This window comes from Blastopirellula retiformator (assembly GCF_007859755.1).
Classification (GTDB): Bacteria; Planctomycetota; Planctomycetia; order Pirellulales; family Pirellulaceae; genus Blastopirellula; species Blastopirellula retiformator.
Genome location: NZ_SJPF01000001.1, coordinates 1,635,462 through 1,661,388, shown reverse-complemented (window position 1 = coordinate 1,661,388; position 25,927 = coordinate 1,635,462). Strand labels below are relative to the sequence as shown.

Annotated in this window: 21 protein-coding genes; 10 read left to right on the top strand and 11 right to left on the bottom strand. The window is 59.6% G+C overall.

The features are described from left to right. Positions 1 to 18 precede the first annotated feature (18 nt). From cyoE to Enr8_RS06910, 6 genes are all read right to left on the bottom strand, one after another. Positions 19 to 927 carry a heme o synthase gene (cyoE, locus tag Enr8_RS06935; RefSeq protein ID WP_146429840.1) on the bottom strand — a complete coding sequence of 303 codons (909 nt, stop codon included), beginning with the start codon at positions 925 to 927 and terminating at the stop codon, positions 19 to 21. Continuing rightward, a complete protein-coding gene (locus Enr8_RS06930; protein WP_146429839.1) occupies positions 924 to 1,946 on the bottom strand; it encodes a COX15/CtaA family protein in 1,023 nt (340 codons plus the stop codon). Before Enr8_RS06930 ends, cyoE begins: the two co-directional genes overlap by 4 nt. 15 nt (positions 1,947 to 1,961) lie before the next feature. Further along, positions 1,962 to 3,749, bottom strand: a complete 1,788-nt coding sequence (locus tag Enr8_RS06925) for a cytochrome c oxidase subunit I (RefSeq protein WP_146429838.1) — start codon at positions 3,747 to 3,749, stop codon at positions 1,962 to 1,964. A 3-nt stretch (positions 3,750 to 3,752) separates the two neighbouring features. Further along, positions 3,753 to 4,580, bottom strand: a complete 828-nt coding sequence (locus Enr8_RS06920; protein ID WP_246119965.1) for a cytochrome c oxidase subunit II — start codon at positions 4,578 to 4,580, stop codon at positions 3,753 to 3,755. Between the two features lie 49 nt (positions 4,581 to 4,629). Further along, positions 4,630 to 5,940: a c-type cytochrome gene (locus Enr8_RS06915; RefSeq protein WP_146429837.1), complete on the bottom strand. Its 1,311-nt coding sequence runs from the start codon at positions 5,938 to 5,940 to the stop codon at positions 4,630 to 4,632. Positions 5,941 to 6,179: 239 nt separating this feature from the next. After that, entirely contained in the window at positions 6,180 to 6,965 is a 786-nt protein-coding gene (locus Enr8_RS06910; protein ID WP_146429836.1) for a cupredoxin domain-containing protein, read from the bottom strand. 842 nt (positions 6,966 to 7,807) lie between these two features. On the opposite strand from Enr8_RS06910, the gene purD reads away from it, so the two are divergent. Next, on the top strand, positions 7,808 to 9,106 hold the full coding sequence (gene purD / locus Enr8_RS06905; RefSeq protein WP_146430015.1) for a phosphoribosylamine--glycine ligase: 1,299 nt from the start codon (positions 7,808 to 7,810) through the stop codon (positions 9,104 to 9,106). A gap of 1,414 nt (positions 9,107 to 10,520) precedes the next feature. On the opposite strand, the gene ruvB is transcribed toward purD, so the two are convergent. Further along, complete coding sequence (gene ruvB / locus Enr8_RS06900; protein WP_146429835.1) at positions 10,521 to 11,519, bottom strand: Holliday junction branch migration DNA helicase RuvB; 999 nt, start codon at positions 11,517 to 11,519, stop codon at positions 10,521 to 10,523. Between the two features lie 313 nt (positions 11,520 to 11,832). Between ruvB and Enr8_RS06895 the strand changes: the two genes are divergently transcribed. From Enr8_RS06895 to Enr8_RS06885, 3 genes are all read left to right on the top strand, one after another. Then, positions 11,833 to 13,284, top strand: a complete 1,452-nt coding sequence (locus tag Enr8_RS06895) for an arylsulfatase (RefSeq protein WP_146429834.1) — start codon at positions 11,833 to 11,835, stop codon at positions 13,282 to 13,284. A gap of 139 nt (positions 13,285 to 13,423) precedes the next feature. Further along, positions 13,424 to 14,452 (top strand): IS110 family RNA-guided transposase, encoded by a 1,029-nt coding sequence (locus Enr8_RS06890; protein ID WP_146429833.1) that lies wholly within the window; start codon positions 13,424 to 13,426, stop codon positions 14,450 to 14,452. 436 nt (positions 14,453 to 14,888) lie between these two features. Then, positions 14,889 to 16,088, top strand: a complete 1,200-nt coding sequence (locus Enr8_RS06885) for an alkaline phosphatase family protein (protein WP_146429832.1) — start codon at positions 14,889 to 14,891, stop codon at positions 16,086 to 16,088. A 72-nt stretch (positions 16,089 to 16,160) separates the two neighbouring features. Here the strand turns inward: Enr8_RS06885 and Enr8_RS06880 are convergent, their stop codons facing one another. Beyond that, on the bottom strand, positions 16,161 to 16,784 hold the full coding sequence (locus tag Enr8_RS06880; RefSeq protein WP_146429831.1) for a hypothetical protein: 624 nt from the start codon (positions 16,782 to 16,784) through the stop codon (positions 16,161 to 16,163). Positions 16,785 to 17,080: 296 nt separating this feature from the next. Here Enr8_RS06880 and Enr8_RS06875 point away from each other — a divergent pair, with 296 nt between their 5' ends. From Enr8_RS06875 to Enr8_RS06865, 3 genes are all read left to right on the top strand, one after another. Then, positions 17,081 to 17,425: a histidine triad nucleotide-binding protein gene (locus tag Enr8_RS06875; protein ID WP_146429830.1), complete on the top strand. Its 345-nt coding sequence runs from the start codon at positions 17,081 to 17,083 to the stop codon at positions 17,423 to 17,425. 6 nt (positions 17,426 to 17,431) lie between these two features. Then, complete coding sequence (locus tag Enr8_RS06870) at positions 17,432 to 17,893, top strand: hypothetical protein (protein WP_146429829.1); 462 nt, start codon at positions 17,432 to 17,434, stop codon at positions 17,891 to 17,893. A 98-nt stretch (positions 17,894 to 17,991) separates the two neighbouring features. Next, positions 17,992 to 19,056 carry a metallophosphoesterase gene (locus Enr8_RS06865; RefSeq protein WP_146429828.1) on the top strand — a complete coding sequence of 355 codons (1,065 nt, stop codon included), beginning with the start codon at positions 17,992 to 17,994 and terminating at the stop codon, positions 19,054 to 19,056. A gap of 159 nt (positions 19,057 to 19,215) precedes the next feature. Here Enr8_RS06865 and Enr8_RS06860 read toward each other — a convergent pair whose 3' ends face one another. Both Enr8_RS06860 and cyaB read right to left on the bottom strand, forming a co-directional pair. Beyond that, positions 19,216 to 20,556, bottom strand: coding sequence for an MFS transporter (locus Enr8_RS06860; RefSeq protein ID WP_146429827.1), 1,341 nt, complete (start codon positions 20,554 to 20,556; stop codon positions 19,216 to 19,218). 467 nt (positions 20,557 to 21,023) lie between these two features. Further along, complete coding sequence (gene cyaB, locus Enr8_RS06855) at positions 21,024 to 21,572, bottom strand: class IV adenylate cyclase (RefSeq protein ID WP_146429826.1); 549 nt, start codon at positions 21,570 to 21,572, stop codon at positions 21,024 to 21,026. Between the two features lie 367 nt (positions 21,573 to 21,939). Here cyaB and Enr8_RS06850 point away from each other — a divergent pair, with 367 nt between their 5' ends. Continuing rightward, positions 21,940 to 22,575: a TlpA family protein disulfide reductase gene (locus tag Enr8_RS06850; RefSeq protein WP_146429825.1), complete on the top strand. Its 636-nt coding sequence runs from the start codon at positions 21,940 to 21,942 to the stop codon at positions 22,573 to 22,575. Between the two features lie 77 nt (positions 22,576 to 22,652). Here the strand turns inward: Enr8_RS06850 and Enr8_RS06845 are convergent, their stop codons facing one another. Next, positions 22,653 to 23,000, bottom strand: a complete 348-nt coding sequence (locus Enr8_RS06845; RefSeq protein ID WP_002651783.1) for a P-II family nitrogen regulator — start codon at positions 22,998 to 23,000, stop codon at positions 22,653 to 22,655. A gap of 185 nt (positions 23,001 to 23,185) precedes the next feature. On the opposite strand from Enr8_RS06845, the gene Enr8_RS25270 reads away from it, so the two are divergent. After that, a complete protein-coding gene (locus tag Enr8_RS25270; protein WP_186767478.1) occupies positions 23,186 to 23,839 on the top strand; it encodes a hypothetical protein in 654 nt (217 codons plus the stop codon). A gap of 127 nt (positions 23,840 to 23,966) precedes the next feature. After that, positions 23,967 to 25,631, top strand: a complete 1,665-nt coding sequence (locus tag Enr8_RS06830; protein WP_146429823.1) for an alpha-keto acid decarboxylase family protein — start codon at positions 23,967 to 23,969, stop codon at positions 25,629 to 25,631. The last annotated feature ends 296 nt before the right edge of the window (positions 25,632 to 25,927 follow it).

The following is a 25,927-nucleotide window of genomic DNA, read 5'->3' as shown; positions in this document are numbered from 1 at the left end:
ATCGAATCTGTTAACAGGTCACAAAATGGGGAACGCCAACAACACGCCCAGCATCGCCGGCAAATAGATCAGCGACGCCCACAACAGGCGCCGGGCGCTTTTGTCATCGCGACGTACCGAAAACCGCACCGCCACCAACAACTGCGCGACGCCCAAGAAGAGGGCCGCGGCAATGCACCAGGGTGCGCCATCCAGCGGGGCGTTCAAAAACGGCACCACGCTCACTAGCGTCAGGGCCAAAGCGGCGCCAATCGCCTGGCGGCCGGCCCGCAATCCGGTTGGATCGACCACCGGCAACATTTGCATGCCGGCCTGGGCGTAATCCTTGCGATAGATCCACGCGATCGCCATGAAATGAGGGAACTGCCAGAAGAACAGAATCGCGAACAGCGCCGCCGCTCGCAGATCAAACGGCGTTCCCATCGCGGCCCAGCCCATCAACAGCGGTAGCGCTCCGGCCACGGCGCCAACCGCGGTATTCCAGGGGCTCGTTCGCTTCATCGGGGTGTAGACCACCACGTACAACAGCCAGGTGGCGGCGCCAATCGCGGCGACCAGCCAACCGACCGTCGCGGCCAGGTACGACACGCCGACCGAACCAAGCACGACCCCAAACAGGGCGGCCGAGTTGCCGGCGATCCGCCCCGAAGGAAGCGGACGATCGCGGGTTCGCTTCATCAACAGGTCGAAGCGTCGCTCGATCCATTGATTCCAAACGCAACTGCTGGCGGCAACTAGCGCGGTACCGACAATCGCGTGGAACAACCGCAACAGGTCAGGCTGTCCCCACGTGGCGACGCAGCCGCTTACCGCGACCGCCGTCAGCAGCATCACCGCGATTTTTGGCTTGGTCAGTTCGACATAGTCCGCGACGATCGCCAATCGACCGGCGCGGCGCTCTTCCAAAGCGAGAGGGGTCGTGCTCATAGGGAGACTCCACGAAGCGTCGATTTATCCGCGACCTGGGGAACCAGCGACGCCGGGGAAGTCGAATAATAGCGGAAACTATAAAGCGCCATGGCGACCGTCACTCCAACGATCAGCGAACCAGTAGCGACATGAGCCGTCACGACGCCCGCCTGAGCGACGCTTTCGGCGTGAATCACCAGTTGCGAGAACATTTCACCGCCGGGCAAGAACGTCGGCCAGCCATATTTGAACGTCCAAGCCGCGATCCCCAAACCGATCTGCACCAGCACAATCAGCACGGCGAACATCGACTGACGCCGCACGGCGACCGCTTCCGAGAAACCTCGCAGCGCCGTCGCGGCGACCGCAAACACGCTGACCGCCACCAGAAAAGCGACGATCACGTGAAAGATAACCGCCACGCGAAAATCGCTATGACTTCCGCTAGCGGGGACATGCCGCAGAAACGAACCGATCAACAATTGCACGTAAGCCAGCGCCGCCGTGATCACGGTGATCACCTGCAAGCGTCCCGAGCCAGGATGAACGACCGGCTGAATCGAATGCCAGCGTTTGGAAGTGGCGACCGCCAGACCGACCGTCAGGGCAAAGAACGCCGGACCAAAACAACCATGGACGCGGGCCAATAGCACTTCGTCTTGAATCACCCGGGCGCCGCCCAAGATCCCCTGAATGATCACTGCGATCAACGAAATGATCGACAACGTCAACATCCCGCGACGTTTGTCCCAAATCGCAATCGCCACGACCAGCGCGATCGAGATCATCCCGACCGCCGAGCCAAGCAGGCGATGTCCATGCTCGACGAACAGGTCGAACGGGCCGGCGATCCATTCCGAGACGGGATAGAGGAACAGGTTATAGCCGTAGGTGTTCGGCCAATCGGGAACCGCCATGCCCGCCTTCTTGGTCGTCACCAGACCGCCCACCCAAATCAAGGGAAAGGTGGTGCAGACCAACAACACCGCAATGCGGTGAGGCCAGGCAGATCGAATTGTCGGTTGCGGATCGGTCACAAGCGTTTCAGAGCACTAAGCCGGTTCAGGACGTTCGTTTTTCGGCGGCATCGTTTGCGGGTAATAGTCTTCGTCGGTCTCAGGCGAACCATATTCGTACGGGCCGCGATAGACGATCGGCTGGAAGTCGAAGTTGCCATGCCCCGGAGGACTGGGCGCCTGCCATTCCAGGCCATTGGCATGCCACGGATTGCGGCCCGCCTTCGGTCCCCAGAACAAGCTGTAGAAGAAATTGATCGCAAAGATGACTTGCACCGCGACCATGCCGATGGCGCACACGGTCATAAACTGGTTCATCGTCAGCATATGACTGAACGTCGGGTAGTGATACGGATCGGCCAAGCGACGCGGAAAACCGCCGGCGCCCAAGATGTGCATCGTAAAGAAGGTGCCGTTCATAAAAATGAAGGTCAACGTGAAGTGGATCTTCCCCCACGTTTCGTTCATCATCCGGCCAAACATCTTCGGGAACCAGAAGTAAATCGAACCAAAGACCGCCATCGCCGTTCCGCAGAACAGCACATAGTGGAAGTGGGCGACGATGAAGTAGGTGTCGTGAATCACGATGTCGACCGGAGTCGCCGCCATAAAGATGCCTGACAAACCGCCGATCACAAACATCGATACAAAGCTCAGAGCGAACAACATCGGCGTGGTGAACTGCACCTGACCGCCATAGACCGTGCCAAGCCAATTGAACGTTTTCACCGCACTCGGCAGCGCGATCATCATCGTCGCCACCATAAAGGTCATGCCCAGTCCCGGGTTCATTCCGGAAACGAACATGTGGTGACCCCAGACGATAAAGCCGAGCCCCGCGATGCCGCAGATCGAGTAGACCATCGGCTTGTAACCGAAAATCGGCTTGCGAGCGAAACAGGCCAGAATGTCAGAGACCATTCCCATCGCCGGCAAAATCATGATGTACACCGCCGGGTGCGAGTAGAACCAGAACAAGTGTTGCCACAGCAGCGGCTGCCCGCCGCCCGAGGCCATCGGCGAGTTATTGACCGACAGCGCTTCCGGCAAGAAGAACCCGGTCCCAAACAACCGGTCCGCCAGCAGCATAAAACCGGCTGCCGTCAGCACCGGCAAGGCGAACGCTTGCAACAGCGCCGTGATGAACATCCCCCAGATCGTCAGCGGCAGACGGAACATCGTCATGCCGGGCGCCCGCATCTGGATGATCGTCGTCATGTAGTTGACCGAACCGAGCATCGAACTGACGCCGACAAACGTCACGCCCAATAGCCAGAAGGTCTGCGCATCACCGCTCCCTGGGGCGGCGGTCGTCATGGCCGATAGCGGCGGATAACTGGTCCAACCAGCCGCGGCGCCATGTCCATCGCAGAAGAACGCGGCGCCGAAGCAGATGAACGCCGGCCACATGAACCAGTAGCTCAGCATGTTCAAAGTCGGAAACGCCATATCATCGGCGCCGATCATCAGCGGAATTAAAAAGTTGCCGAACGCCCCGGCCAAGATCGGAATGATCACCAGAAAGATCATCACCGTCGCGTGCATCGTCACCAGCACGGTGTAGAACTCCGGCGAGATCTGTCCCCCTTCGGCCGAGAAGAGCATGTTGCCGATCACCGGCATGTTCGACCAAGGCCAGGCCAACTGCCAACGGATCCCCAGCGCCAGCAGACCGCCGACGACAAACCAGATCAACGTCGAGAACAGGAACTGGATCCCGATTACTTTGTGGTCGCGTGAGAAGACGTAAGTCGACAGGAAATGTCCGATCGACATTTCGCTGTTCGCCGCCTGCGTATGCGAATCAATGGTGGTGGTACTCATCGCCTACTCTTCTCCCTCGGACGGGACGAACTCTGAAGTTTCCTGTTCGGCATAGGCGGCCGAGTACCACCGATCGTATTCGGCGGCGCTATCGACCGTAATTTGCCCGCGCATCTTGTAGTGGCCCCAACCGCAAAGCTCGGCGCAAACGATGTCGCTCACTCCTTCTTTGACCGGATGGAACCAAACGTATTGCCGCATGCCTGGCACGACGTCTTGCTTGACCCGCATGTTGGGCAAGAAGAAGCTGTGCAGCACGTCCATGCTTTCAATCTCAATCACGACCTCTTCATCGACCGGCACGTGCAAGTCGTTCAGCACATGCAGATCGTCGGGCGTATCAAAACGACCATCTTCGCCCGGGTATTGAATCCGCCATTCAAACTGACGTCCCGACACGCGGCAGAGCGGCGGCTTGGCGGCCCCGTCAGCGGTCGTCGGCCGACGCATCCGGGCATTGGCCCACGCGTCCATCTGATAGATCGCAATAAACAGCAGCGCCACCGCCGGAACGATCGACCAGATCACTTCCAGAGCGTGACTGCCGTGCGAAAAGACGACAGGGTCTTTGTTGGTCGCCGCGTCGTAGCGCCACAGAAACCAAAAGAGCGCCAGGCCCGTGCCAATGAAGACGATGCCGGTCAGCGAGAGAATCAAGTAGAACAAGTGGTCGATCACATGCTCCGACACGTCAAGCGCCGGAAACCATTGCCCCGGTCCAAAAGCGTAGGCGCCTCCGCTCATCGGCCACCAATCGTTCATGGCGGCCACGAAGATCCAGACCCCCAGGATCGGGACGCATAAAAACAGGATGCTCCAAACTCTACCCACGTTGTCTCTCCCTCGAACGTCGGCTTCCGACCGACGATTGCCCGAGCTGCTAATTCCGCACGCGTACGTTTTCCGGTTGATGCGGCTCGTTCTCGCTTAAGGCGTCGTACGGCAGTCCATATCGCACAAAATCGACCAGGCGCCAGATCTCTTCGTCGGTCACGCTCGGCGGGGCGGCCGGCATTTTCGCCCCTTCGATGCCGTTACGAATCCGCCAGAAAATGTCGACCGGGCGACGTCCACCGCGGAACACCCCTTGCCGCAGATTGCGGGGACGCAGCTTCCGCGGCTCCAAGGCGCCCAGCGCCAAATAACCTTCCAGCGTGCTCGGGTCGCTCGGGTCGTAGTAGAACCGAGTCCAGTCGTCATAAAAGTCTTTTTCGGCCGTCTGACCGTCGCCTAGGGCCGATTGGCCGTGACAGCCAGCGCAGCCGGTCTTGGCCGAGAAGAACAGCTCGCGTCCAATCTCAACCGACTCGGCCATATCCCAGTCCGGCTTCTCGTCGACGATCGTCACTTCCTCTTCGGCTTCGGCCCAGCTATCGACGATCGGTCCCAGCACCTCATCGACGATGTTTTCTTCCGACTCAAAGAACGTCACTTCTTCGAGGAACTCTTCCTTCTCTTCTTCCACTTCTTCCGGCGAAAGCTCGGCGACGTACTCTTGCTCTTCTTTGTTTCGCTCGCTCGGCGATTTGACGACCGCCGGATAGAGATCGCCAAACTCCGCTTCGATCAAAAACAACTCGGCCTGACCCCGAATCGAGAGATACTTCACGTAGTGGGTCAGCGCTTCGATTTCGTCATCGCTCAGCAGTTTGAAGCTCGGCATCGCGGTGCCGGCGGCGCCATCTTCGATGATTCGCTTCAGGTCGGCGTGGGTCGGCGGCAAGCCGGAGGCGGTCGACTTGAACTTGAACATGCCCGGGCGATAGTCGCGGGGATACGGATCCAGAAAGGCGGCCGTCGGGCCGGCCCCGTCGCCATTGACGCCGTGGCAGTGGACGCAGTGCTGACGATAGAGACCGCGTTGTTTGCCGCTTTCGTCACTGCCGTAAGGACCAGCCGCCATCTTGATCTTCTCAAGATCCAGCACGTCTTCGATCCCTGGGACCGGCGGCAACTTCGGCTCGTCCGGCGTGCCGAAGGCGTCCGTCAGAATCTTGGCGATCGGCTCGATCTGATACTGCTGCGAGAACTGATACTCGTTGTCCAGCTCGCTCTTGTGGATGGCGATCTTGTTCGGTTCGAACTTCGCGGCCGGCGAAAAACAGCCAGTCGCCGCGATGCCGGCGATGGCGACCAGCGCCCATCCACTCCAGGAGCAGCGTCCCGTTCTACTGCAAACTTCCGCATTCATGCTTGGTAATTTCTAGTCGCATCGATACGAACAACGGCCCCTTCTTCGCTTCGAGAAAAAGAGGCCCAATCAGCGCCGCTTGAACAATCCAAGCGCGCCATATCAATCGGCAGAACGCGACTCGGCCCAAAGATGACCGGTCGCGTTATGGGAGGTATCGCGGGTCGCACGCGAAAACCGCGCGACTCGCCTAGGTCCCGCGGCGGCCCGAAGCCGCCGCTTGATCCTGTCGCCGGGGACTACTTCGTCAAAATGTCGGCCGAGACGGTGATGACGCCCAGATCGGTCGTCTCGCCATCTTCCACCTCCACTTCGTATTCGCCCTTGCGGTCTTTTTCCTTCTTGCCGCCCATGGTCACTTCGCCCAAGTAACCGCCGCTGGTGTGCCAGAACTGGAAGTTCCATTCGCCGGCCGGCATGTTCTTGATCTCGAAGGTTCCGTCTTCCGCCGAAACGGCGACGTACGGCGATTCCTTGCAGACGATGTAACCGGTCATCCACGGGTGGATCGAGCACGAGGCGACCATCGGAACGCGTTCTTCTGAGGTGAACTGGTGTTCGTAGGTTCCGCCGGCCGGAACCAGCGAGTTGAACGGATTGTTGGCGAAACCATCGACCTTGAAGTTATGGGCGATCGGGTCCGAGTTGGTGAACTCAACTTTTTGCGACGGACGAACGACCGCGACGTGCGGCACATAAGCGCAAGCCAGGTTGTCGACCTGGATCGCTTCGTTGGCCGTACCTTCGTACGACGGGTGAACCGGCGGCTGCGGATCGCGACGACCGAGCGAAACCCAAACGCAGACGTTCTTCAAACCGCCATCCGGACCAACCAGCAGGTTTTCGTCAAACAGCTTCTTCTTGGTGCAAACGGCTTTGTCTTTGGTGATGTTCAGTTCTGCCGGCGGCGGAACCTTGCCATCCACGACGAACTTGCCCTTGATCGTGCCCCAGCCTTCGGCCGAGACGATGCCGCAAGCACAAAGAGCCAAGAGCAGAGCGGAGCTGAAATGTAGCGATTTCACGGTGGGAGTCTCCAATCGGTGATATTGTCGGTTCCATGCACGCGTTCGCAGTGGAACCACGCGAAAGCTGTTCATTATAAGCAAATCAAAGCCTGACGCCCATGCTTTTCGTCGCACCCTGGTAGGGGGCTGCCCGAAATTCTTCCGCCCGCTTGTCGGATTCGGACCGATTTCGGCACGATTCGGACTTGGGCCTGGTTGTGAGCGTTAGGCGAGCGGCAACAACCGCCGGATCGACGTCGGTAAACCGCTGCAAAGCGTAGCCGGATGACCGCACATGACGATCTTCCGCCTTTTACTTTCAACCGTCGAGGCAGTCGCGAGTATAACGATCTCCGCCCCGTTCGGAGAGCCTTGACGCCGCCTGTCTGCACAAAATCTCAAGCAATCTAAGCAATTGACGCAAAATTTGTTTTGAAGTCGGAATCTGATTGCGCTGACACCCCTTTGTGTGAGCGCGGGAGCCTGCATCACGGTCGATCCCCTCTCGCTCCCTGCTCTTTCGACGCGACCCCGCCGCCGCAGTCAGCAAGTCGCTTCAATCCTGCCCACCGCAGCCTCTGCACGACTCCCTCAACTTCCGCCTGACACACGACTTACGACGCAATTACACGTGCTTATCTACCAATTCTGGTCCCTTGCGATGGCTGCCAAGCGGCAGCCGGGGTGATTTGCGGCTTTTTCTGCGGTGGACAAATTGCGCCGCTGACGACGGCTTGCCCGACGGAACCCGTGAAAAACAGCATCTGTCGAGTTTCCCGCTGGCCCGCTAGAATGGCAGATTCGACGCAGGAACTCTGGGCCCGATCAGGCTCAACAGCCCCCCAATGGCGCATCGCATTATGAACGTACTGGTGATTGGCAACGGTGGCCGCGAGCACGCGCTGGCCTGGAAAATCGGTCAAAGCTCGCGAGTGGAGCGCGTTTTCGTGGCGCCCGGCAATGCCGGCACCGCCCTGGACGCCGAGAACGTCGATATCTCGCCGTCCGACTTTCCGGCCCTGATCAAGTTCGCCAAGCAAAACGACTGCGGCCTGACCGTGGTTGGCCCCGAAGCTCCGCTGGTCGATGGCGTGGTCGACGCCTTCCAAGACGCGGGGCTCAAGGTCTTTGGCCCCAACAAGGCCGCCGCCCAGATGGAAGGAAGCAAGGCGTTCTGCAAGAAGATCCTGCGTCAGGCCGACGTGCCAACCGCCGAATATCGGGTCTTCCGCGACGCCGACAGCGCGACCCGCTACATCAAAGACCGCTTCCCGCACGAAGGGGAAGATGTGCCGGTCGTAGTCAAAGCGGACGGTCTGGCCGCCGGCAAAGGGGTTACGGTTTGCCACAAAGCGGAAGACGCCTTGGAAGCGATTCACGCGATTGCCCGCGACAAGGTCTTCGGCGACGCCGGCAACCAGATCGTGATCGAAGAACGTCTCGACGGTCAGGAAGCGAGCGTCCTGGCGATCACCGACGGCCAGGCGATCGTCACCCTCGCCCCGGCCCAAGACCACAAGCCGGCGTTCGACAATGACGAAGGCCCCAACACCGGCGGCATGGGCGCCTACAGTCCCACCCCGATCGTCACCCCCAGCATGATGACCGAGATCGAAGAGCGGGTGCTGGTTCCGACCGTGCACGCGCTCAAGCGTTCGCGTCGCCCGTTCCGCGGCGTTTTGTACGCCGGCCTGATCATGACCAACCAAGGCCCGAAAGTGCTGGAATACAACGTCCGCCTGGGCGATCCCGAATGCCAGCCGATCTTGATGCGGCTGAAGTCGGACCTGGTCGACATTCTGGAAGCGACCGTCGACGGCCGCCTGGCCGAGATCGAATCGCTGCAGTGGGACCGGCGTCCGGCGGTCTGCGTCGTGATGGCCTCCGACGGCTACCCCGGCGACTACGACAAAGGGCACGTCATCCGCGGCCTGTCCGACGCCGCCCAGATGACCGACGTCAAGGTCTTCCACGCCGGCACAACTCTGAAAGGCAGCGATGTCGTCACCGCCGGCGGCCGCGTCTTGGGGGTCACCGCGATCGGCGAGTCGATCGCCAACGCCAAGCTAAACGCCTACACCGCGGTCAAAAAGATCCGCTGGGAAGGCGCCTGGTGCCGCAAGGATATCTCCGACAAGGCGCAGATCTCGCCTTCGTAGGGTCGCATTGCTGCGCAACGTCACGGCCCAAAGTAGCCCAAGGCCCGGAGGGCCGTTCTACCCTAGCTGCCTGTTGAAAAATGCCATCGTGGCATTTTCCAACCTCGCCAGGCTCAGAGCGTAGCTCTTCGCGGCTCGCAAAATAACGACTTACGTCGCTATTTTGGGATCGCATCCCTGCGATCACGCAGTCCGTCGAGAAAATCAACGGACTGCTAGCCCAGGGCTGCATCGCCAACGGCGATGCAGCCCTGGGTATTAACGTCAATAACCGCCGAAAGCCCCAGCGGGGGCGATCCACGGAAACGCGCGGTCGCGTACAACGACAACGATTCGACCGGCAACTTGACTTGGGGGGCTACGTCGCCTGGCGCGACTTCGCCCCAGGCTAGATTGGAACGGCCCTCCGGGCCTCAGAAGTTTGCTTGCGGCGATCGATGTTTGATTACGCCGTCACCAGCTGCATCTGCGCGAATCTGCGGTTCCACCGCGCCGGCGGCAAGATCAATCGGAAGCGGCTTTTCGCCTCTCCTTCTTTTGCTTGACAAAGCGCACGGATTTGTGGTCGATTCCGGGGTGCGTTTGATTTTGCTTCGCGGCGCTTTCGCGCGCTTGATACGTCGCAAGCGGTTCTTTGAAAATTCGGATGCAAAGTGAAATAAGCTCGGTTCCCTAGCAACTGGCGCGGCGCGAAAAAAACGTCGCGGTCCAGTCCACCAATAAATGGCAAAGGATGCGTCGCGGTTCGATCGGCGACAGATCGCGGCGTAGAAAAAAAGTCGCCAGCGGTCCAGTCCACTTCGGGCGGTTAAAAAAACGAAATCGTCCAGTCCAGTCGCCGTCAGCCCCAACGGGGCGACCTAAAGTAGCCCGGGATGGAGTCGCCCCAGCGACGTAACCCTGGTTACGAGCGGCATTTAGCACGGAAATCCCTGAAGGGGCGCGCTAACCGAACCGCCTGACGGTTCAAAAAATTGGAATTGATTGGTCCAGTCCAGTTAGGCCAGCGAATTGCCTAGATTGCCAAACGAGGTCGACTAGTCATCGCCGAAAAAACGAAATCGTCCGGTCCGGTCGGGCGAGTAGACTGCCTAAATTGCCAAGCGGCGTCGAGCAGCACGGGCAATAAAAAAACGCGCAAGGCAGTCCACTCTGCCTCTGAAAAAACAGAATCGTCCGGTCCGGTCGGTCCGATCTGAATCCGCTTAGATCGCCCCCTTGGGGCTTGGGGGTGGAATGGCGAATCTATCCCGGGGCTGCGTCGCCTGGCGGCGACTCCACCCCGTGCTACTTTAGCGGCGCCCCTTCGGGGCTGAGTAGAAAAAATGCGCGAATACCGATCCAGTTTTTCGACCGAGACTCGCCGTTCGAGGCCACGGCTCGCAGAGCCGCGGCACGCGGTTCCGCTTTAGGCTCACTTCCACTTAATCGCCTTCAGGTGGTCCATCGCCTTGGGCGTGACCACGCGGCCGCGCGGGGTGCGGACGACCAGTTCGGTTCGCAGGAGGAACGGTTCGACTTCGTCGGCCAGCGTGTCATGCGCCGCGTTCATGGTGTGGGCGATCGCTTCGATGCCGGCTGGGCCGCCGCCGAAGACGCGGACGAGGGTCGAGAGATAGTTGCGGTCTTGCTTGTCGAGCCCCAGGTCGTCGATTGCCTGCATCTCCATCGCCTCACGGGCCAGTTGGAGCGTGACATGCCCGTCGGCGCGGCTGGTCGCAAAGTCGCGAACCCAACGCAAGCGATTGTTGGCGACGCGGGGAGTGCTGCGACTGCGTTTGGAGATTTCGAGCGAAGCCTCGTCGTCGATCGTCACGCCCAGCTTCTTGGCGTTGCGGCCGAGGATCTCGGCCAGTTCTTCGTCGGTGTAGAAGTCGAGATGCTCCCGCAAGACAAACCGATCGCGGAGCGGCGCCGAGAGCATCCCGCTGCGGGTCGTGGCGCCGATCAAGGTAAACGGTTTGATCTGCAGGTTGATCGTCCGGGCGTTGGTTCCTTCGCCCAGCACGATGTCGATCCGGAAGTCTTCCATCGCGGTGTAGAGATACTCTTCGACCGCTTTGGGAATCCGGTGGATTTCGTCAATGAACAACACCGATCGTTCATCGGCGTTGGTCAGGTACGGAACCAGGTCTTTGGGCGCCTGAATCGCGGGACCGCTGGTCAGTTGAAAATTGACCCCCAGGTCTTTGGGAATGCAGGTCGCAAAGGTCGTTTTGCCCAGACCAGGCGGACCATCGAACAAGATGTGCCCCAGCGGCTCGTCCCGCTTCATCGCCGCATCGACAACGATCTGCAGCCGCTTGGCGACTTCGCGCTGACCGACCATGTCGGCCATCGACTGCGGACGGAGCATCCGGTCTTCGTCGCGACCAGAGCCGTCTCCAGGCTGTAATAAAGCTTCGCGGGCCATCCGTAACGCCGGGCTGGAAGTGAACAATTGTAAACCAATGGACCTTACTATAACAAACGTCGGCAAGAGGGGAAAAGATGAGTCGGTTCTGGGCGAAATCGGGCAAAAACCGTCGCAAAACGGCCAGAACAGGCGATCGCGGCCCCATTTCTCACAAATTCGCGCACCAACTCCCCGGAATCGCTATTTCTGGGCAGCGGATCGCATTGGTCGTGGAGATTTCTACGATGGATGCATGACCCGGCTCAAGCGCCGTCCGCCGGTGACGACGCCTCCCCCCTTCTTTTTCCCCCGCCAATCGCCGAGGAACTTCATGACTCGACTACTCGCCTGTCTCCTTTTGCTTTCCGCTTCCGCCAGCCTGTCGGCCGCCGATCGGGCGCCCAATATCGTGCTGATCATGGCCGACGATCTGGGCTACGCCGAACTTGGCTGCTATGGCCAGAAGTGGATCAAGACGCCGAACATCGATCGCCTGGCGAAAGAAGGGATTCGCTTTACTGACTTCTACAGCGGCAACGCGGTTTGTGCACCGTCGCGGTGCTGCTTGATGACCGGCAAGCATCCCGGCCACGCTTACGTGCGAAACAACTTCACGCAGAAGAAACTGCCGGCCGAAACGATCGCCCTGGGACTGACCGACTTCACCGGGCAGCGTCCGCTGGCGACCGAAGAAGTAACCGTCGCCGAGATGCTGAAGCAGCGCGGTTATGCGACTGCCGCCATCGGCAAATGGGGCTTGGGCCAATCAGGCACGACCGGCGATCCGAACAAGCAAGGCTTTGATCTGTTTTACGGTTTCAACTGTCAGGTTCACGCCCACAATCACTATCCGAAGTTCCTGATGCGGAACTCGGAACGAGAAGTCCAACCGGGCAACGATCGCACGCTGACTGGCGAGACCTTCTCGCAAGATCAGTTCACCAAGGTCGCGCTGGAGTTTATCGACGAGAACCAAGAGAAACCGTTCTTCCTGTACCTGCCCTTTGCGATTCCGCACTTGTCGATTCAGGTTCCGGAAGAGTCGACCGCCGAATATACCAGCACGATTCCGGAAGAAGACTACGTTCACAAAGGTTACCTGGAGCATCCGACGCCGCGAGCCGGATACGCCGCGATGGTCACTCACATGGACAAGGACATCGGCAAGATCCTGGATAAGATTGAATCGCTCGGCCTGGACGACGACACGCTGGTGATCTTCACCTCGGACAATGGCGCCACCTACGATCGCCTGGGCGGATCGGACTCTGACTTCTTTGAGTCGGTCGCCAATCTGCGCGGCTTGAAAGGAAGTCTGTACGAAGGAGGCGTTCGCGTGCCGTTCGTCGCTCGCTGGCCAGGCAAGATCAAGCCGGGGCAGGTTTCGAACCTGCCGGCGGCGCTGTGGGACATGATGCCGACCATCGCCGACATCAGCGACACCAAAGCGCCGGAAGCGATCGACGGCTACAGCCTGGCGCCGACGCTGCTGGGCGAAGGAAAACAGCAGGTGCACGATTATCTCTACTGGGAGTTCCCGGCTTATGGCGGTCAGCAATCGATCCGCATGGGCAAGTGGAAAGGGATTCGTCAGAACATGATGAAGAAAGACAATCCCGAGCCGCTGAAGATCGAGCTGTACAACCTGGAAGCCGACCCCGGCGAAACGACCGATCTGGCCGCCAAGCATCCCGAAATGGTCGAAAAAATGGCGAAGCTGATGGCCGAAGCCCACACGCCGTCGGAGTTTGAACGGATGCCGGTTTTGGATGGGAAGAAGTAGAAAGAAAAGCGGAACCTGCTGGCGCCATGGTCTTATCGCGTCTTCGCGAGAGCATGAAGATATAGGAAGCCGGGGCTCAATGTGGGTTAGCATTTGAAGATGTTCAACGTCTCGATGCCTTCCAACAAGGAGCCCGGCCGTGGCCTATTTTATCGCGTTTGATACACATTGCGAGTTTACTCAGATCGCCGTCCTGAATTCCCGAGGGAAGGTGGTCCAAGAGATGCCTTGCGATACCGCCATTCCAGCCCTGATTGAGGCGCTCGAAGCGTATCGACGGCCGCGGGAATTGACCTTCGAGGAGGGGCCGCTGGCTGATTGGCTGGCTCGCAATTTACGTCCTTACGTCGACCGGTTGGTGGTCTGCGATCCGCGGAGAAACGCCTATGTCGCCAAAGAGGGGGACAAGGATGATGCGATTGATGCGAAGCGGCTCGCGCAGTTGCTTCGCGGCGGATTTCTCAAGGAGGTTCATCAAGTCGACTCGGTCGATCGAGCGTTACTGAAACTGCACGTGGCGTTTTATCACGATCGGGTTCGCGAACGCGTTCGACAAGGGAATCAACTAACGGCGTTGCTGCGTCGGCAGGGCGTTTTTACTTCGATCGGCAACGTGCTCGATCCTGAACAACGACAGCAGTTGTGGAAGAAGCTGCCGCGCCGCAAAGTGCTGCACGAAGACCTCGATCTTGTCCTGAAAGTCTACGAACTGTTGCTGCAGCAGGAGGAAGAAATCAGAGCCAGGCTCATTCAACTCGGTCGCAAAGAGCCGCCGATTCGCCGCTTTTTAGAGGCGCCGGGCGTCGGCCCGATTCGTGCGGCGACCTTTTACGCTTACATCGACACGCCAGACCGCTTTCGCAGTAAATCGGCCCTGTGGCGTTACTGCGGGCTCGGTCTCGAGCGACGTCATAGCGGCAGCGGTCCGCAACGCGTACGACTTAGCAAACGGGGAAGTCGCCCGCTGAAAAGCGTCCTGATCGGCGCCGCCAGAACCGCCATCGCGCAGTCGGGCAGCCCGTTCGCAGAAAAATATCGCCACTGGACTCAAGAGAAAGGACTAAATCCCGCGACGGCTCGTCGCAACGTGGCCCGCAGCCTGGCGACGACGTTGTGGAGCCTGTGGAAAACTGGAAAAAGTTATGATCCGGCGATCGCCAGTTCGTAAGACGAATCGTTGAGCCTGGAATGAAGTTGAAACCGCAGCTAGAGCCAGGAGCGGAGTTCCCGTGGCGCCATTGAACCTCGAGTTCCCGAGCATGAATGAACCCGCTCCCTTCCGAACAGGAAACGCTCCGATATCCGCATAGACCTCCGCATGGAAGAGTCTCCAATAGGTGCCTGGGCGAACCTTAAAAGCCCCTGACATAAAGCGGACAAAAGCGAACACGACTCTCCAGCCCAACGACGCAACGTCAACCGAACCAGCAGCGTCCCAAGATCAACCGTTAACCTACAAGCCCCTTCCCCTGCAAAAAAGAAAGAAGGGCGAAGGCCCGGAGAGGGTCTGCCTTGACAGGGGACTTCCTATAGGTGGCGCCAGAAAAACGTGCCGTGGTATACTCGAACGTTTCCCCAATCCCGATTCGTTCGAGTAATCCCCTGTGCGTAGAGCGATAGTCCTGGTCATCGACGGCTGGAGCGCTGGTTATTTGCCGCCGTACGGAACCGCCTGGCTCGAGACGCCGGCGCTGAACCAGTTGGCGGCCGAGTCGATTTTGGTCGAGCATACGTCGGTCGAAACGCTGAACCTGGACCAGCTTTATCGCGGCTGGTTTCGCGCTGCACATCCCGTAGCGCCAGCGGATGGTTTTGACTTGGCGGCGGCGCTGGCGGAAGTTGGCGTGCCGCTGCATTTGCTCTCGGACGAAGCGCTTTTGCGAGATGCGGCTGGGGCGTTTGCGTTTGCCTCGACCGAGTTCCTACCGTGTGCAGAGCCGCAGATCGCCGAGCATGAAGACGACACGGAGCTGGGCCGGATATTCACGGTACTGTACGACTGGGTGAAGACGGAACAAGGAGACGAGTTGGTTTGGGCGCATGCGCGGGGGATGTCAGGGGCCTGGGACGCGCCGCTTGACTATCGCAACAGCCTGGCCGCGGACGAAGATCCAGAACCGCCGACCTACGCCGCGGCGCCGGCGTCTCGCCCGACCGGCGAGCTGGAGCCGGATGAACTGCTTGGCCTGTCGCAAGCGTACGGCGGCCAGGTGCTGCTGATCGATACATTGATGGAAGAGCTGCTGGCCGCGATCAACGCCTTGCCGGCCGAGCGACAACCGCTGCTGATCGTCACTTCGAGCGGCGGTATGCCGCTGGGACTGCACCAGCAAGTGGGTCGCGCCGCTGAGTTGCCTTTGGCGGTCTACGCCAACCTGGCGCATGTGCCGCTGATGATTCGCCTGCCTGGCGCCGCGGAAGGCCTGACTCGCGTGCAAGGCCTAACGTCGAGCAGCGACTTGCCGGCGACGCTGCTGGACTGGTTCGGCGCGACTGGCCCGAAGCGAGACGTCGACTCGTCCCGTTCGCTGCTTCACCTTGATGCGCCGGGTCGCGATCGCACTTTGTGCGTACAGGGAGACGAGCTTTACCTGCGCACCGCCGCGTGGGGCGCTCGCGTCGATCGCGAGCGGCAGTGTCAGCTGTTCGGCAAACCGGATGATCGCTGGGACGTCAACGACGTCGCCAATCGCTGCCCGCAGGTAACGCCGCTGGCGATCGACCTGGCGCAGCAAACCCGCGACGCCATTGAAACCGGCGCCGCGCTGCCGGAGTTGCCCGAAGAGCTAACCGAAGGCCTGTAAAGCCGTAGGGTCCGCTGTGCGGACCGAATCGAATTGCCGAACGCATTGTGGTCCGCACAGCGGACCCTACGATTAGCGGAAGCGAGACGGAGCCCCTGCCCCTGCCGGATCAAGTCGCGTGCCGACGCGGGGAGGATCACTCGGCATGCCGAGCCCGCCCACGCGTTGCGATTCGATCGGCGCGGCGGCGACGTTGCTGGCGCCGTTGGACGTGCCAGGCGTGGTGCTGACGGCGACTCGCGAGATCACTTTGTCTTCGACCATGCGGGTAGTCGTTACGGGGCGCGAAACGGTGCGGGTTTCGGGAACCAGGTCGCGACGCGTGACCGGGGTACGAACCGTTTCGACGCGCTGTTCCCAGCGAGTAACCGGCACCCAGCGATACGCAACCCGCGGCGGGGCGAAGATGTTGATCGAGATCGGCGTGTACGCTTCCCAACGATACTCGGTGACCGGAACCGAAACGGTGCGTTGGCTCTCGTGCATGTCGGTGGTGAACCGCTCGACGTAGACTTGCTCGGTATGCTCCTGCATTTTGGTTTCGACAACCGGGCGTTTCACGCTATTAACGACTTCGCGATAGGTGATCCCGTTCTCTTGCACGTAGTTCGCTTGTTGGGCGCGAACTTCATAAGCGATCAACAGACCAAGCAAGAATGCCAGGGTCAACGCGATATTCTCGCGCTTCAGCATCATGCGTCCCCCCATAACTCAGACAGAAACGGAGACGCTCCACAAAGGCTGGCCGCTTGGGGGGCGTCTCCTCGCAGCGGCAATCCATCGCCGACTACGACTCATTAGGATTGTTCGGCAAGTGAAAGTCTGGGAGTTGACCGAAACTGGCCTGCTAGCGACCCGCATTTCCCGTATTGCCCCCAAGTCGCGCAGCGAACGGCAACCCATCCAAACCAACTGATTGGCCGCTACGTAAAATGGTGCTATTCTGCCACCATAGCAGCGAGCATCTAACCCGATAGCGACGAGAAGACAGCATGAGCGAGAAGACGATTTTCAAGAAGATCATCGATGGCGAGATTCCCGCGGACGTCATCTACGAGGACGACCTCTGCATGGTCTTCCGCGACATCGCCCCCAAGGCGCCGACCCATCTGCTGGTGATCCCGAAGAAGGAGATCGCCACGATCGACGACATCGCGGATGAAGACGCTGCGGTTATGGGACACTTGTGGCTGGTCGTCCGCGACGTCGCCCGCAAACTAGGTTTGGAAAACGGCTACCGCGTCATCGTCAACTGCAAAGAGGAAGGTGGTCAGGAAGTGCCGCACATCCATTTGCATTTGATGGGCGGGCGCAAACTGACTTGGCCGCCGGGTTAACTTGCCATGGACGACCAGTCGCCAGTACGCGATGCGCTCAAGAGCGGTGGGCCGCGTGCGCATCAGATTACCCTGCCGCGGCTCTTCTGGTCGGTCTTCGTCGTCGCACTGCTGCTTGGCTACATCCGCCTACTCGCCGAAACGGCGGGCGCTTCGATCTTTGGCGTGCTGCTGTTGGCCTCGCCGGCGATCGGCGCGGCGGCGACGCTGATTTGGGAGCCGCGAACCTGGCTGGGGGCAATCCTCGCCGCTACGCCGCTGGCCATCTACTACTTCGTCCTGCCGCTCATCATGGGCGAGTTCGGCGAAACTCCTTTTACCATCTTGCTGGTTGGCGGGTGGCTCGTCTTGCTGGGATGCTGCGGCGTTCGTCTGTACCTGATGTCGTTTCAGAGCCTCTTGGGCGAAGTCTTGTTGGTATGGGTGGTGTTCGTGTCGTTTTGCTGTGGGCTGCCGACGATGGTTTGAGTTAAGACAAAAGCGAGCCGCTCATAGGTTTACACGCCCTAGCCTCCGGGCGATAATTACGATTCCACTAGATGAAATTCCCCCGCCAGGAATCTGTCATGACCTCGCTTGATCGCCGCCAGTTGCTCAAGACCGGCGCTTCGCTCGCCGTCGGATCTTCGTTCATTTCGCTTGCTGGCTCGCAATCGCTCGCGGCCGATCCGTATGCCGACGCCAAGTTCGTCGAGGGGGAACCGGCTCCGATTGGCAAAGGCTCGTTCACCGTCGCCGTCTTGCCTGACACGCAGATGTATGGCGAAGGGCATCCCGAGGGGTTCCTGCAGCAGACTAAGTGGCTGGCGGAAAACAAGAAATCTCGCAACATCGCCGCCGCCCTGCACCTGGGCGACATCACCAACCGAAATACCGCCGAGCAGTGGCAATTGGCCGCTTCGGCCTTGGCCCAGCTCGACGGCAAGATCCCCTACTTCCTGGTCCCCGGCAATCATGACTACAGCAGCGGCGGCAAGTGCCACGATCGTTCGACGTCGCTAAACGACTACTTCCCGATCGACAAGTTCCGCCCGCTGCCGACGTTCGGGGGCGTCTACGACAAAGAGCCGCGGCAGATGGAGAACAGCTACCATCTCTTCTCGGCCGGGGGGCGCGACTTTGTGGTGATCGGGCTCGAGTTCGGTCCGCGGCGCGATGTCGTGCGTTGGGCCAACGAGATTGCCGCCAAGCACAAAGATCGCGAAGCGATTTTGATCACGCACGCCTATATGTACTTCGACGAGACCCGTTATGACTGGGCTGAGAAGCAAACCAAACAAACCTGGAACCCGCACAGCTATCAAGTCGCCAAGATCAGCGGCGGCGACGTGATGGACGGAACCGAACTCTGGAACAATCTGGTCAGCAAGCACGAGAACTTCATCCTGACGGTCAATGGCCATGTGCTCAACGATGGCCTGGCCCGGATGACGTCGACCACCCCTGGCGGTCGCGACGTTCACCAGATGCTGGTCAACTTTCAGATGAAGCCCAACGGCGGAGACGCCTGGCTGCGACTCTTGGAGTTCACCACTGATGGCTCGGTCAACGTCGTCGACTACTCGCCGACCCGCAACCAAGTGAACGCCTCGCCGCAGAACCAGTTCTCGCTGAAGCTGGCGAAGGTCTAGCAGTCCGTTGATTTTCTCGACGGACTGCGTGATCGCACGGATGCGATCCCAAAATTAACGACGTAAGTCGTTATTTTGCGAGCCGCGAAGAGCTATGCTCTGAGCCTGGCGAGGTTGCCTCACTAACGCCAGAAACGCTACTGCTATCAGAAAAACGCTCTAAACGCTTTGACGCGGCTCGGCGATCGTCCAGGTCATCAGCAACCCGCCGAACAAGATGGCCGACACCGTTAGAAAGACCGCCTCGTACGACACCGCGTCGAGCGCCCAGCCAACCGCCGGCGATGCAACCATCGGCGCCGCCACGCACAAGCTGAGGGCGGCCAGGTACCGCGGATGTTCGCTGCGGGGGGAGATCTCTAGCACGTAGTTGCTAAGCCCGCGGAACATCACCGGCGTTACGCCGACCAGCAGGAAAAGCCAGTTGAACAGCGTCGCGTCGCTTGGCCCTGTATGGATCAGCACAATGGCGATCAGCGGCATCAAGAAGACGCCGAACATCATCAGCCGCAGCACCAGGCGATTCCCTTTCCAATCGGCCAGCGGCCCTCCTAGCAGGCTAAACGCCGCCGTGCCGCCGTTCTGAATGATCACCCAGAAGATCAAGTTCTCGAGCGGCGCCCCCAGTCGATCGCGGGCCAGCGCCTGATAGTGCGGGAACAGCATCAGCGAGCAGCCGAAGCAAAACGCCACCACCGCTAAACGGCGGAAGTTGCGATCTTCGGTCAACACGCTGAACGCGTCATGAAATAACTCGGCGGCCGTTCCCTTCACGTGCGGCGCCTTGTCGCAGTGCTCTTTCAGCAAGGCCGAAACGCCGGCGCTCAGCAGAAACGCACCGCCAGCGAAGCCAAAGATCCAGTGCACGTGCGCGTCATGATTGGTCAGCCACTTTGGCAACAGCCACGCGGCCAAGCCGATCGCCGCGATCGCTCCGGCAAAGTTGGCGACCAGCATCAAGCGCCCCCGTTTGGTCACGCGAACCAGCTTCCCCTGCACCGTGCCGAAGCCAACCTGATTCAGCCCCGTCGCCGCGAAGAAGAGGAAGTAGCAGACCAAGAACGCGACCGTCAGCCAGACGCTCGGCCAAGTGGTGCTCTCCGGAAACCAACCATCCACCGCATCTCGAATCGGCGGCACGAAACAAAATGCCAGCAAAGAGAAGCAGACTCCCATGGCCAGCGTCGTACCGCACAGCGACCACTTCTTCTGCGACATCGACTTCAGCGTGCGCGCATAAAACAGCGGCGGCAGCGATTGCCCGATGCGGTTCAAGATCGGCAGCAGCCCGCGAACCCAACCTGGCCCAGCGATCAAGTCGAGCACGGCCGGGATGATGATGCTCTCGGTCTTGAAGATCCAGCCGCAACGAAGCACCACCTGCGAGAACGCCAACAAAAAGAAGTTGCGAGTTTCCGCCCCTTCATCCGGTTCGGTAGGAAGCGTCGAAGTGGGAGAATCGGAGGAAGAGTTTGGCTGCTGAGCGGCTACAGAAGACATACCTGTAGTATAGGAAACTCGGCCGCTGCTGGGTGGCGATCGCCCGGCGTCTTGGCCAGTTACGCCCAGAATTCATCGAAACAAAAAAGGAGCCCCAGGCCATCTGCGCGGTATTGACGACCCAGGGCTCCCCAAAGTTTCCAACAGGCGCAAGTTCGCCTGATTCGTATCTCGTAGAGAGACGAAAACGACGCATTTGCCGTTTCGAAAATAGATGAACCCCGGTTGCAGTTCAGGGTTTCGCCGTGGGTCGAATTTTTTTGAGAAGCGGTCTCGAAACGCCCCAATCCGCCGCCTCGGGGGGGAAGGCAGCTCGAGCAGTCCGTTGATTTTCTCGACGGACTGCGTGATCGCACGGATGCGATCCCCAAATAACGACTTAAGTCGTTATTTGGCGAGCCGCGAAGAGCGATGCTCTGAGCCTGGCGAGGTTGAAAAATGCCACGATGGTATTTTTCAACAGGCAGTTAGCCTTCCAGGATCAATTCCAGGTAGCTGCGGCGTTCGCTGCCCGACAGGCCCAACTTGGCGGCCAACTCGTTAATCGCGGTCCGAGCGGCGTCGATATCCGCCTCTTCCGCCGAGATTTCCAGCTCGACAAACTGGCCCAGGTTCTTCACCTCGTCCAGGGCGACCTCCACCTCTTGATCAGCGAACTGCAGATTCGCTTTGCGGCGGTTCTTGGTCACTTCGGCGACCAGCGAAAAGCCGAGCGACTCCAGCATTTCGACGATGTTGGCGGCGCCTTCCGATCCCGAAACCAGCGGCACTTCGATCTCGCGACGGGTCTTGGTCGTCGAGTCGATCTTGGGCCCTTTGTAGGTGATGATGTTCTTACTGCCGACCTTGCGGATCCGGAGCGCCTCGTCCGTTTCGGCGAAGTCGCGCGACGGATGCCCATAGTAATAATCGGACTGTTTCACTGGGATCTCGATTTCGGCGCCCAAGCTAGAGAGCGCCGCTTCGACGCGGCGGAGATCATCGACCGGAAACTTCAATTCGACTTCGAACTTCATATTCGTACGCAAAGGCGGGAGATAGAAATGGCCGACAGCATTCCTTGGATTGTCGATTCCCTGGATCGTCGCCCTAGGAGGATTCTTCCAAACTTAGCAAATTTTCCGCGAGTTGTCCGCCAACGCAAGAGCGATTTCCTGGTTCGATTCTAATTGCCAGGGCGCCCATCGACGGCCTCTGAAGCGTCAGATTCACCTCCTTTTAACCCGATCGGCGCCTGCTCCTCCCCGTCTCGGGCCGCTTCGCCGCTCAAGGCTTTCCCAGCAAAACGAAAGAAGTTGCCGCCACGCTCCATCGCTTCGGATAAAATAGGGTCGACCGCCTGTCCCCTTCCCTGCTCCGAATTCCACACTGGCGACGCCCACCATGAACGATTCCGATCAGCATTCTCTCGGCCCCGAGCGATCTGGCGAAAAATGGATTAGCTCGGCCGTAACCGCCATCCTGTTCGCCGTGCTGGTCGGGCTTTGCGTGATTCTGGTCATCCGGGCCATGCAGCCGCCGCAGCAACAGTCGCATCCTTGGGTCGGCCACCCACTGACGCAGGTCGACTTCGCCCCGCTGCTCAACACCGACCAACCGATCACCACTGCCAACCTGCAAGGCAAGGTCAGCCTGATCAACTTCTGGGGCCCCTGGTGCCCACCTTGTTTGGCCGAACTCCCCGGCTTGGTCCGGCTCAGCCGTGACCTGAAAAACGAAACCGCGTTTCAATTCCTACCGGTCAGTTGCTCTCGCGACGCCATCGACGGCCGCGAAAACATGACCGAGCTGGCTGGCGATTCGGCCGACATCCTCGAAAAGATCAACATCATCGGCTTGCCGGTCTACGCCGACGCCGCCGGAGCGTCTCGCACCGAACTCAACTCAGTCGGCCCGTTTCTCGCTTATCCGACCACGATTCTCGTCGATCGCAACGGCGTCGTGCAGCGCGTTTGGATTGGCGCCTACGACATGGATGTCTTTCGCGATGCGGTCGAACTCGAACTAAGCAAAGGCTAACTGCCTGTTGAAAAATGCCATCGTGGCATTTTTCAACCTCGCCAGGCTCAGAGCATCGCTCTTCGCGGCTCGCCGCCTTAGATCGCGTCGGGGCCACGTTCGCCGGTTCGAATCCGCACGCATTCGTCCATTGGCAAAACAAAGATCTTGCCGTCGCCGATCTCTCCCTTTTCGCCGCTTCGGGCGCCTTTGACGATCGCGTCGACGGTCGGTTCGACAAACTCCTCGTTCACCGCGATTTGCAGCTGAACTTTGCGCAGCAGATTGATAGTGAACTCGTGACCGCGATAAACTTCGGTCTGTCCCTTCTGGCGACCAAAGCCCTGACAATCCATCACCGTGAGCCGAAAGACTTCGACTTCGGTAAGCGCTTCTTTAACCGCTTCCAGGCGGCTCGGCTGAATGATGGCGATGACCAGTTTCATGGTGGTTTCGTCTCTGCGGGGCGGAACTGCGTAAGTATTAAATTTATCCCTTACCCACAAAGGGAACAAGGTCGTGGCCACCTAACAACACCCGGACGGCGCTTGAATTTGGCGGCCAAATGATCGATATTGCAGCCTGACGGGTCAATTTTCGTCCCCGCTCTTCTTTCAAAGGATCTTCTCCCATGTCGCGTATCGCCCTGATCGTTGGTTTTCTTGCGTTTCTTGTTGGCTGCGATACCGAACCGATCGGCCAGCGCACTTCCGGCCCCGTCGCTCCCGGCGGCGTAGCGCCGCTGGAAGGTTCGTCGGCCGCCGTCGGCGCTGGCGCGACTCCAACCGGTCCGGCGATGACCCCGGCCCCTGCGACCGAAACCCCGGCCCCTGCGACCGAAACCCCGGCCCCTGCGACCGAAACCGCGACGCCGCCTGCCGAAACCAAGCCCGAACCGCGCGGCGTGATCGGCAAGACGACCGCCAAAGTGGTCGACGTTCACAAGGCGCTGCAAGATCCGGAAATCGTCGTCGCCGAAGGTTCGTCGGCCGCCGGGGTCGATCCGTTCAGCCAGGCCGGTTCCGCCTACTTCTCGGCGATGGCTCGCGTCAGCACGCTCGGCATGCAACAAGCCGTTCAGATGAAGAAGGCGGTCGAAGGTCGTTGGCCCACTTATGAAGAATACATGCAGATCATGAAGGAAAATAACGTCAAGTTTGCGAAGCTCCGCAGCTACGAAATGTATGGCTATGACGACAAGACCGGCAAGATCATGGTGTTGACCGACAAACGACTCTACAACGAGCACCTGAAACGCTCGGGCGTCACGCCAACGGCCGAGTAATTTGGACTTTTCGGCGCGGCTGGTAAGGTAATTCACCGTTAGCCGACTTTGTGTTTACAACGTACAATTTGTTTACAACGTACAATTGTTGTAGCCCCAAATCGTTTTCGCGCAGAGAAAGGCAAGCATGCCGCAGTCGAGTAGTAGTAGCATCGCCGGACTATCCATTGGCCAGTACCTCATTCGTCGCTTGCAGGAATATGGACTGCAAGACATCTTCGGCATTCCGGGAGACTACATTCTCTCGTTCTATTCGATGCTGGAGCAAAGCCCGATCAACATGGTCGGTTGCACGCGTGAGGACTGCGCCGGTTTCGCCGCCGACGCTTATGCCCGCGTCCATGGCATGGGCGCCGTCTGCGTCACCTACTGCGTTGGCGGTCTGAGCATCTGCAACTCGGTCGCCGGCGCCTACGCCGAAAAGTCGCCGGTCGTCGTGCTGACCGGTTCGCCTGGCCTGCGCGAGCGGGTCAACAATCCGCTGCTGCATCACATGGTGCGCGAGTTCAGCACGCAAAAAGACGTCTTTGAAAAGCTGTGCGTCGCCGGTACCGAACTGGTCGATCCGGTCACCGCCTTCCGCGAGATCGATCGGGTGCTCGACGCCTGCGCTCGGTTCAAGCGTCCCGTCTATATCGAACTGCCGCGCGACATGGTCAACGTCGTGCCGCACATCAGCCACACCTATCAGGAACCGACCACCACTAGCGATCCGCAGGCCCTGGAAGAAGCGGCGGCCGAAGCGGCTCGCTTGATCGCCGCAGCCGAGCGCCCCGCCATCATCGCCGGCGTCGAACTGCATCGTTTCCAACTGCAGGACGAACTGGTCAAACTGGCCGAAGCGACCGGCATTCCAGTTTCGGCGACGATGCTCGGCAAGAGCGTCATGGCCGAGACGCATCCGCTGTACGTCGGTCTGTACGAAGGCGCCATGGGACGCGAAGCGGTCACCGAGTTCGTCGAGGACAGCGACTTGATCCTGGTTCTGGGCGCGTTCATGACCGACATCAACCTCGGCATTTTCACCGCCAACCTCGATCCGTCGAAGTGCATCTACGCCACCAGCGAACAACTGCGCGTGCGGCATCATCATTATCATGGCGTCACGCTGCCCGACTTCATGCGAGCCCTGGCCGCTCAAAAACCGCATCCGCCGAAACGGCCGATTCCCGAGGCATTGGCGATGCAGCAACTTCCGGTTGGCGAACTGACCGACGAGCCGCTGACCGTCCGCCGCATGGTGCCGATGATCAACGAGTTGCTCGACGACGACGTGATCGTGGTCGCCGACATTGGCGATTCGCTCTTCTCGGCGACCGAACTGGTTACCCGCGGGCAATCCGAATTTTTGAGCCCCGCCTATTACACGTCGATGGGCTTCGCCGTGCCGGCGACCTTGGGCGTGCAAACCGCCAAGCCGAAGGCTCGGGTTATCTCGATCATCGGCGACGGGGCGTTTCAGATGACCGGCATGGAACTGTCGACGATCGTTCGTAACGGCTACGATCCGGTCGTCATTGTGCTCGACAATCATGGTTACGGCACCGAACGCTGGCTGCATGCCGGCAAATGGGAATACAACGAAATCCATCCCTGGAACTACAGCAAACTACCCGACGTCCTCGGCGGCGGCACTGGTTACGAAGTCCGGACCGAAAAGGAGTTTCATGAAGCGCTCCATAGTGCCTGGGACGACCGCAACGGCCTGAGCGTGATCCACGTCCACCTGTCGGACCAAGACGCCAGCGAAACTTTGAATCGTTTGGCCACACGCATGGGCCGCAACATCTAGCGCGCCGATACTCGTCAATGACGAATGTCGAAGCCCGAATGACGAATCAAGCACGAATTCGTTAACAACAAACGGCTCGGATCCAATCACTGGACCGGGCCATTCTTTTTTCTTGAAAGCGCGCATCGAAACTCCCCCACCCAGCGCAAACGCAGCAATAGTAGCGCGAAGCGCAAGCGAGGGAAATGCGCCCGCAAGTACAAAACCAGGCGCGAATCGCCCTGCCCCATCCGGTTCGTTTTTCCCCAACCAACCGGACCGGACTGCACGCGAATTTTTTTCTTCATGTAGGGTGC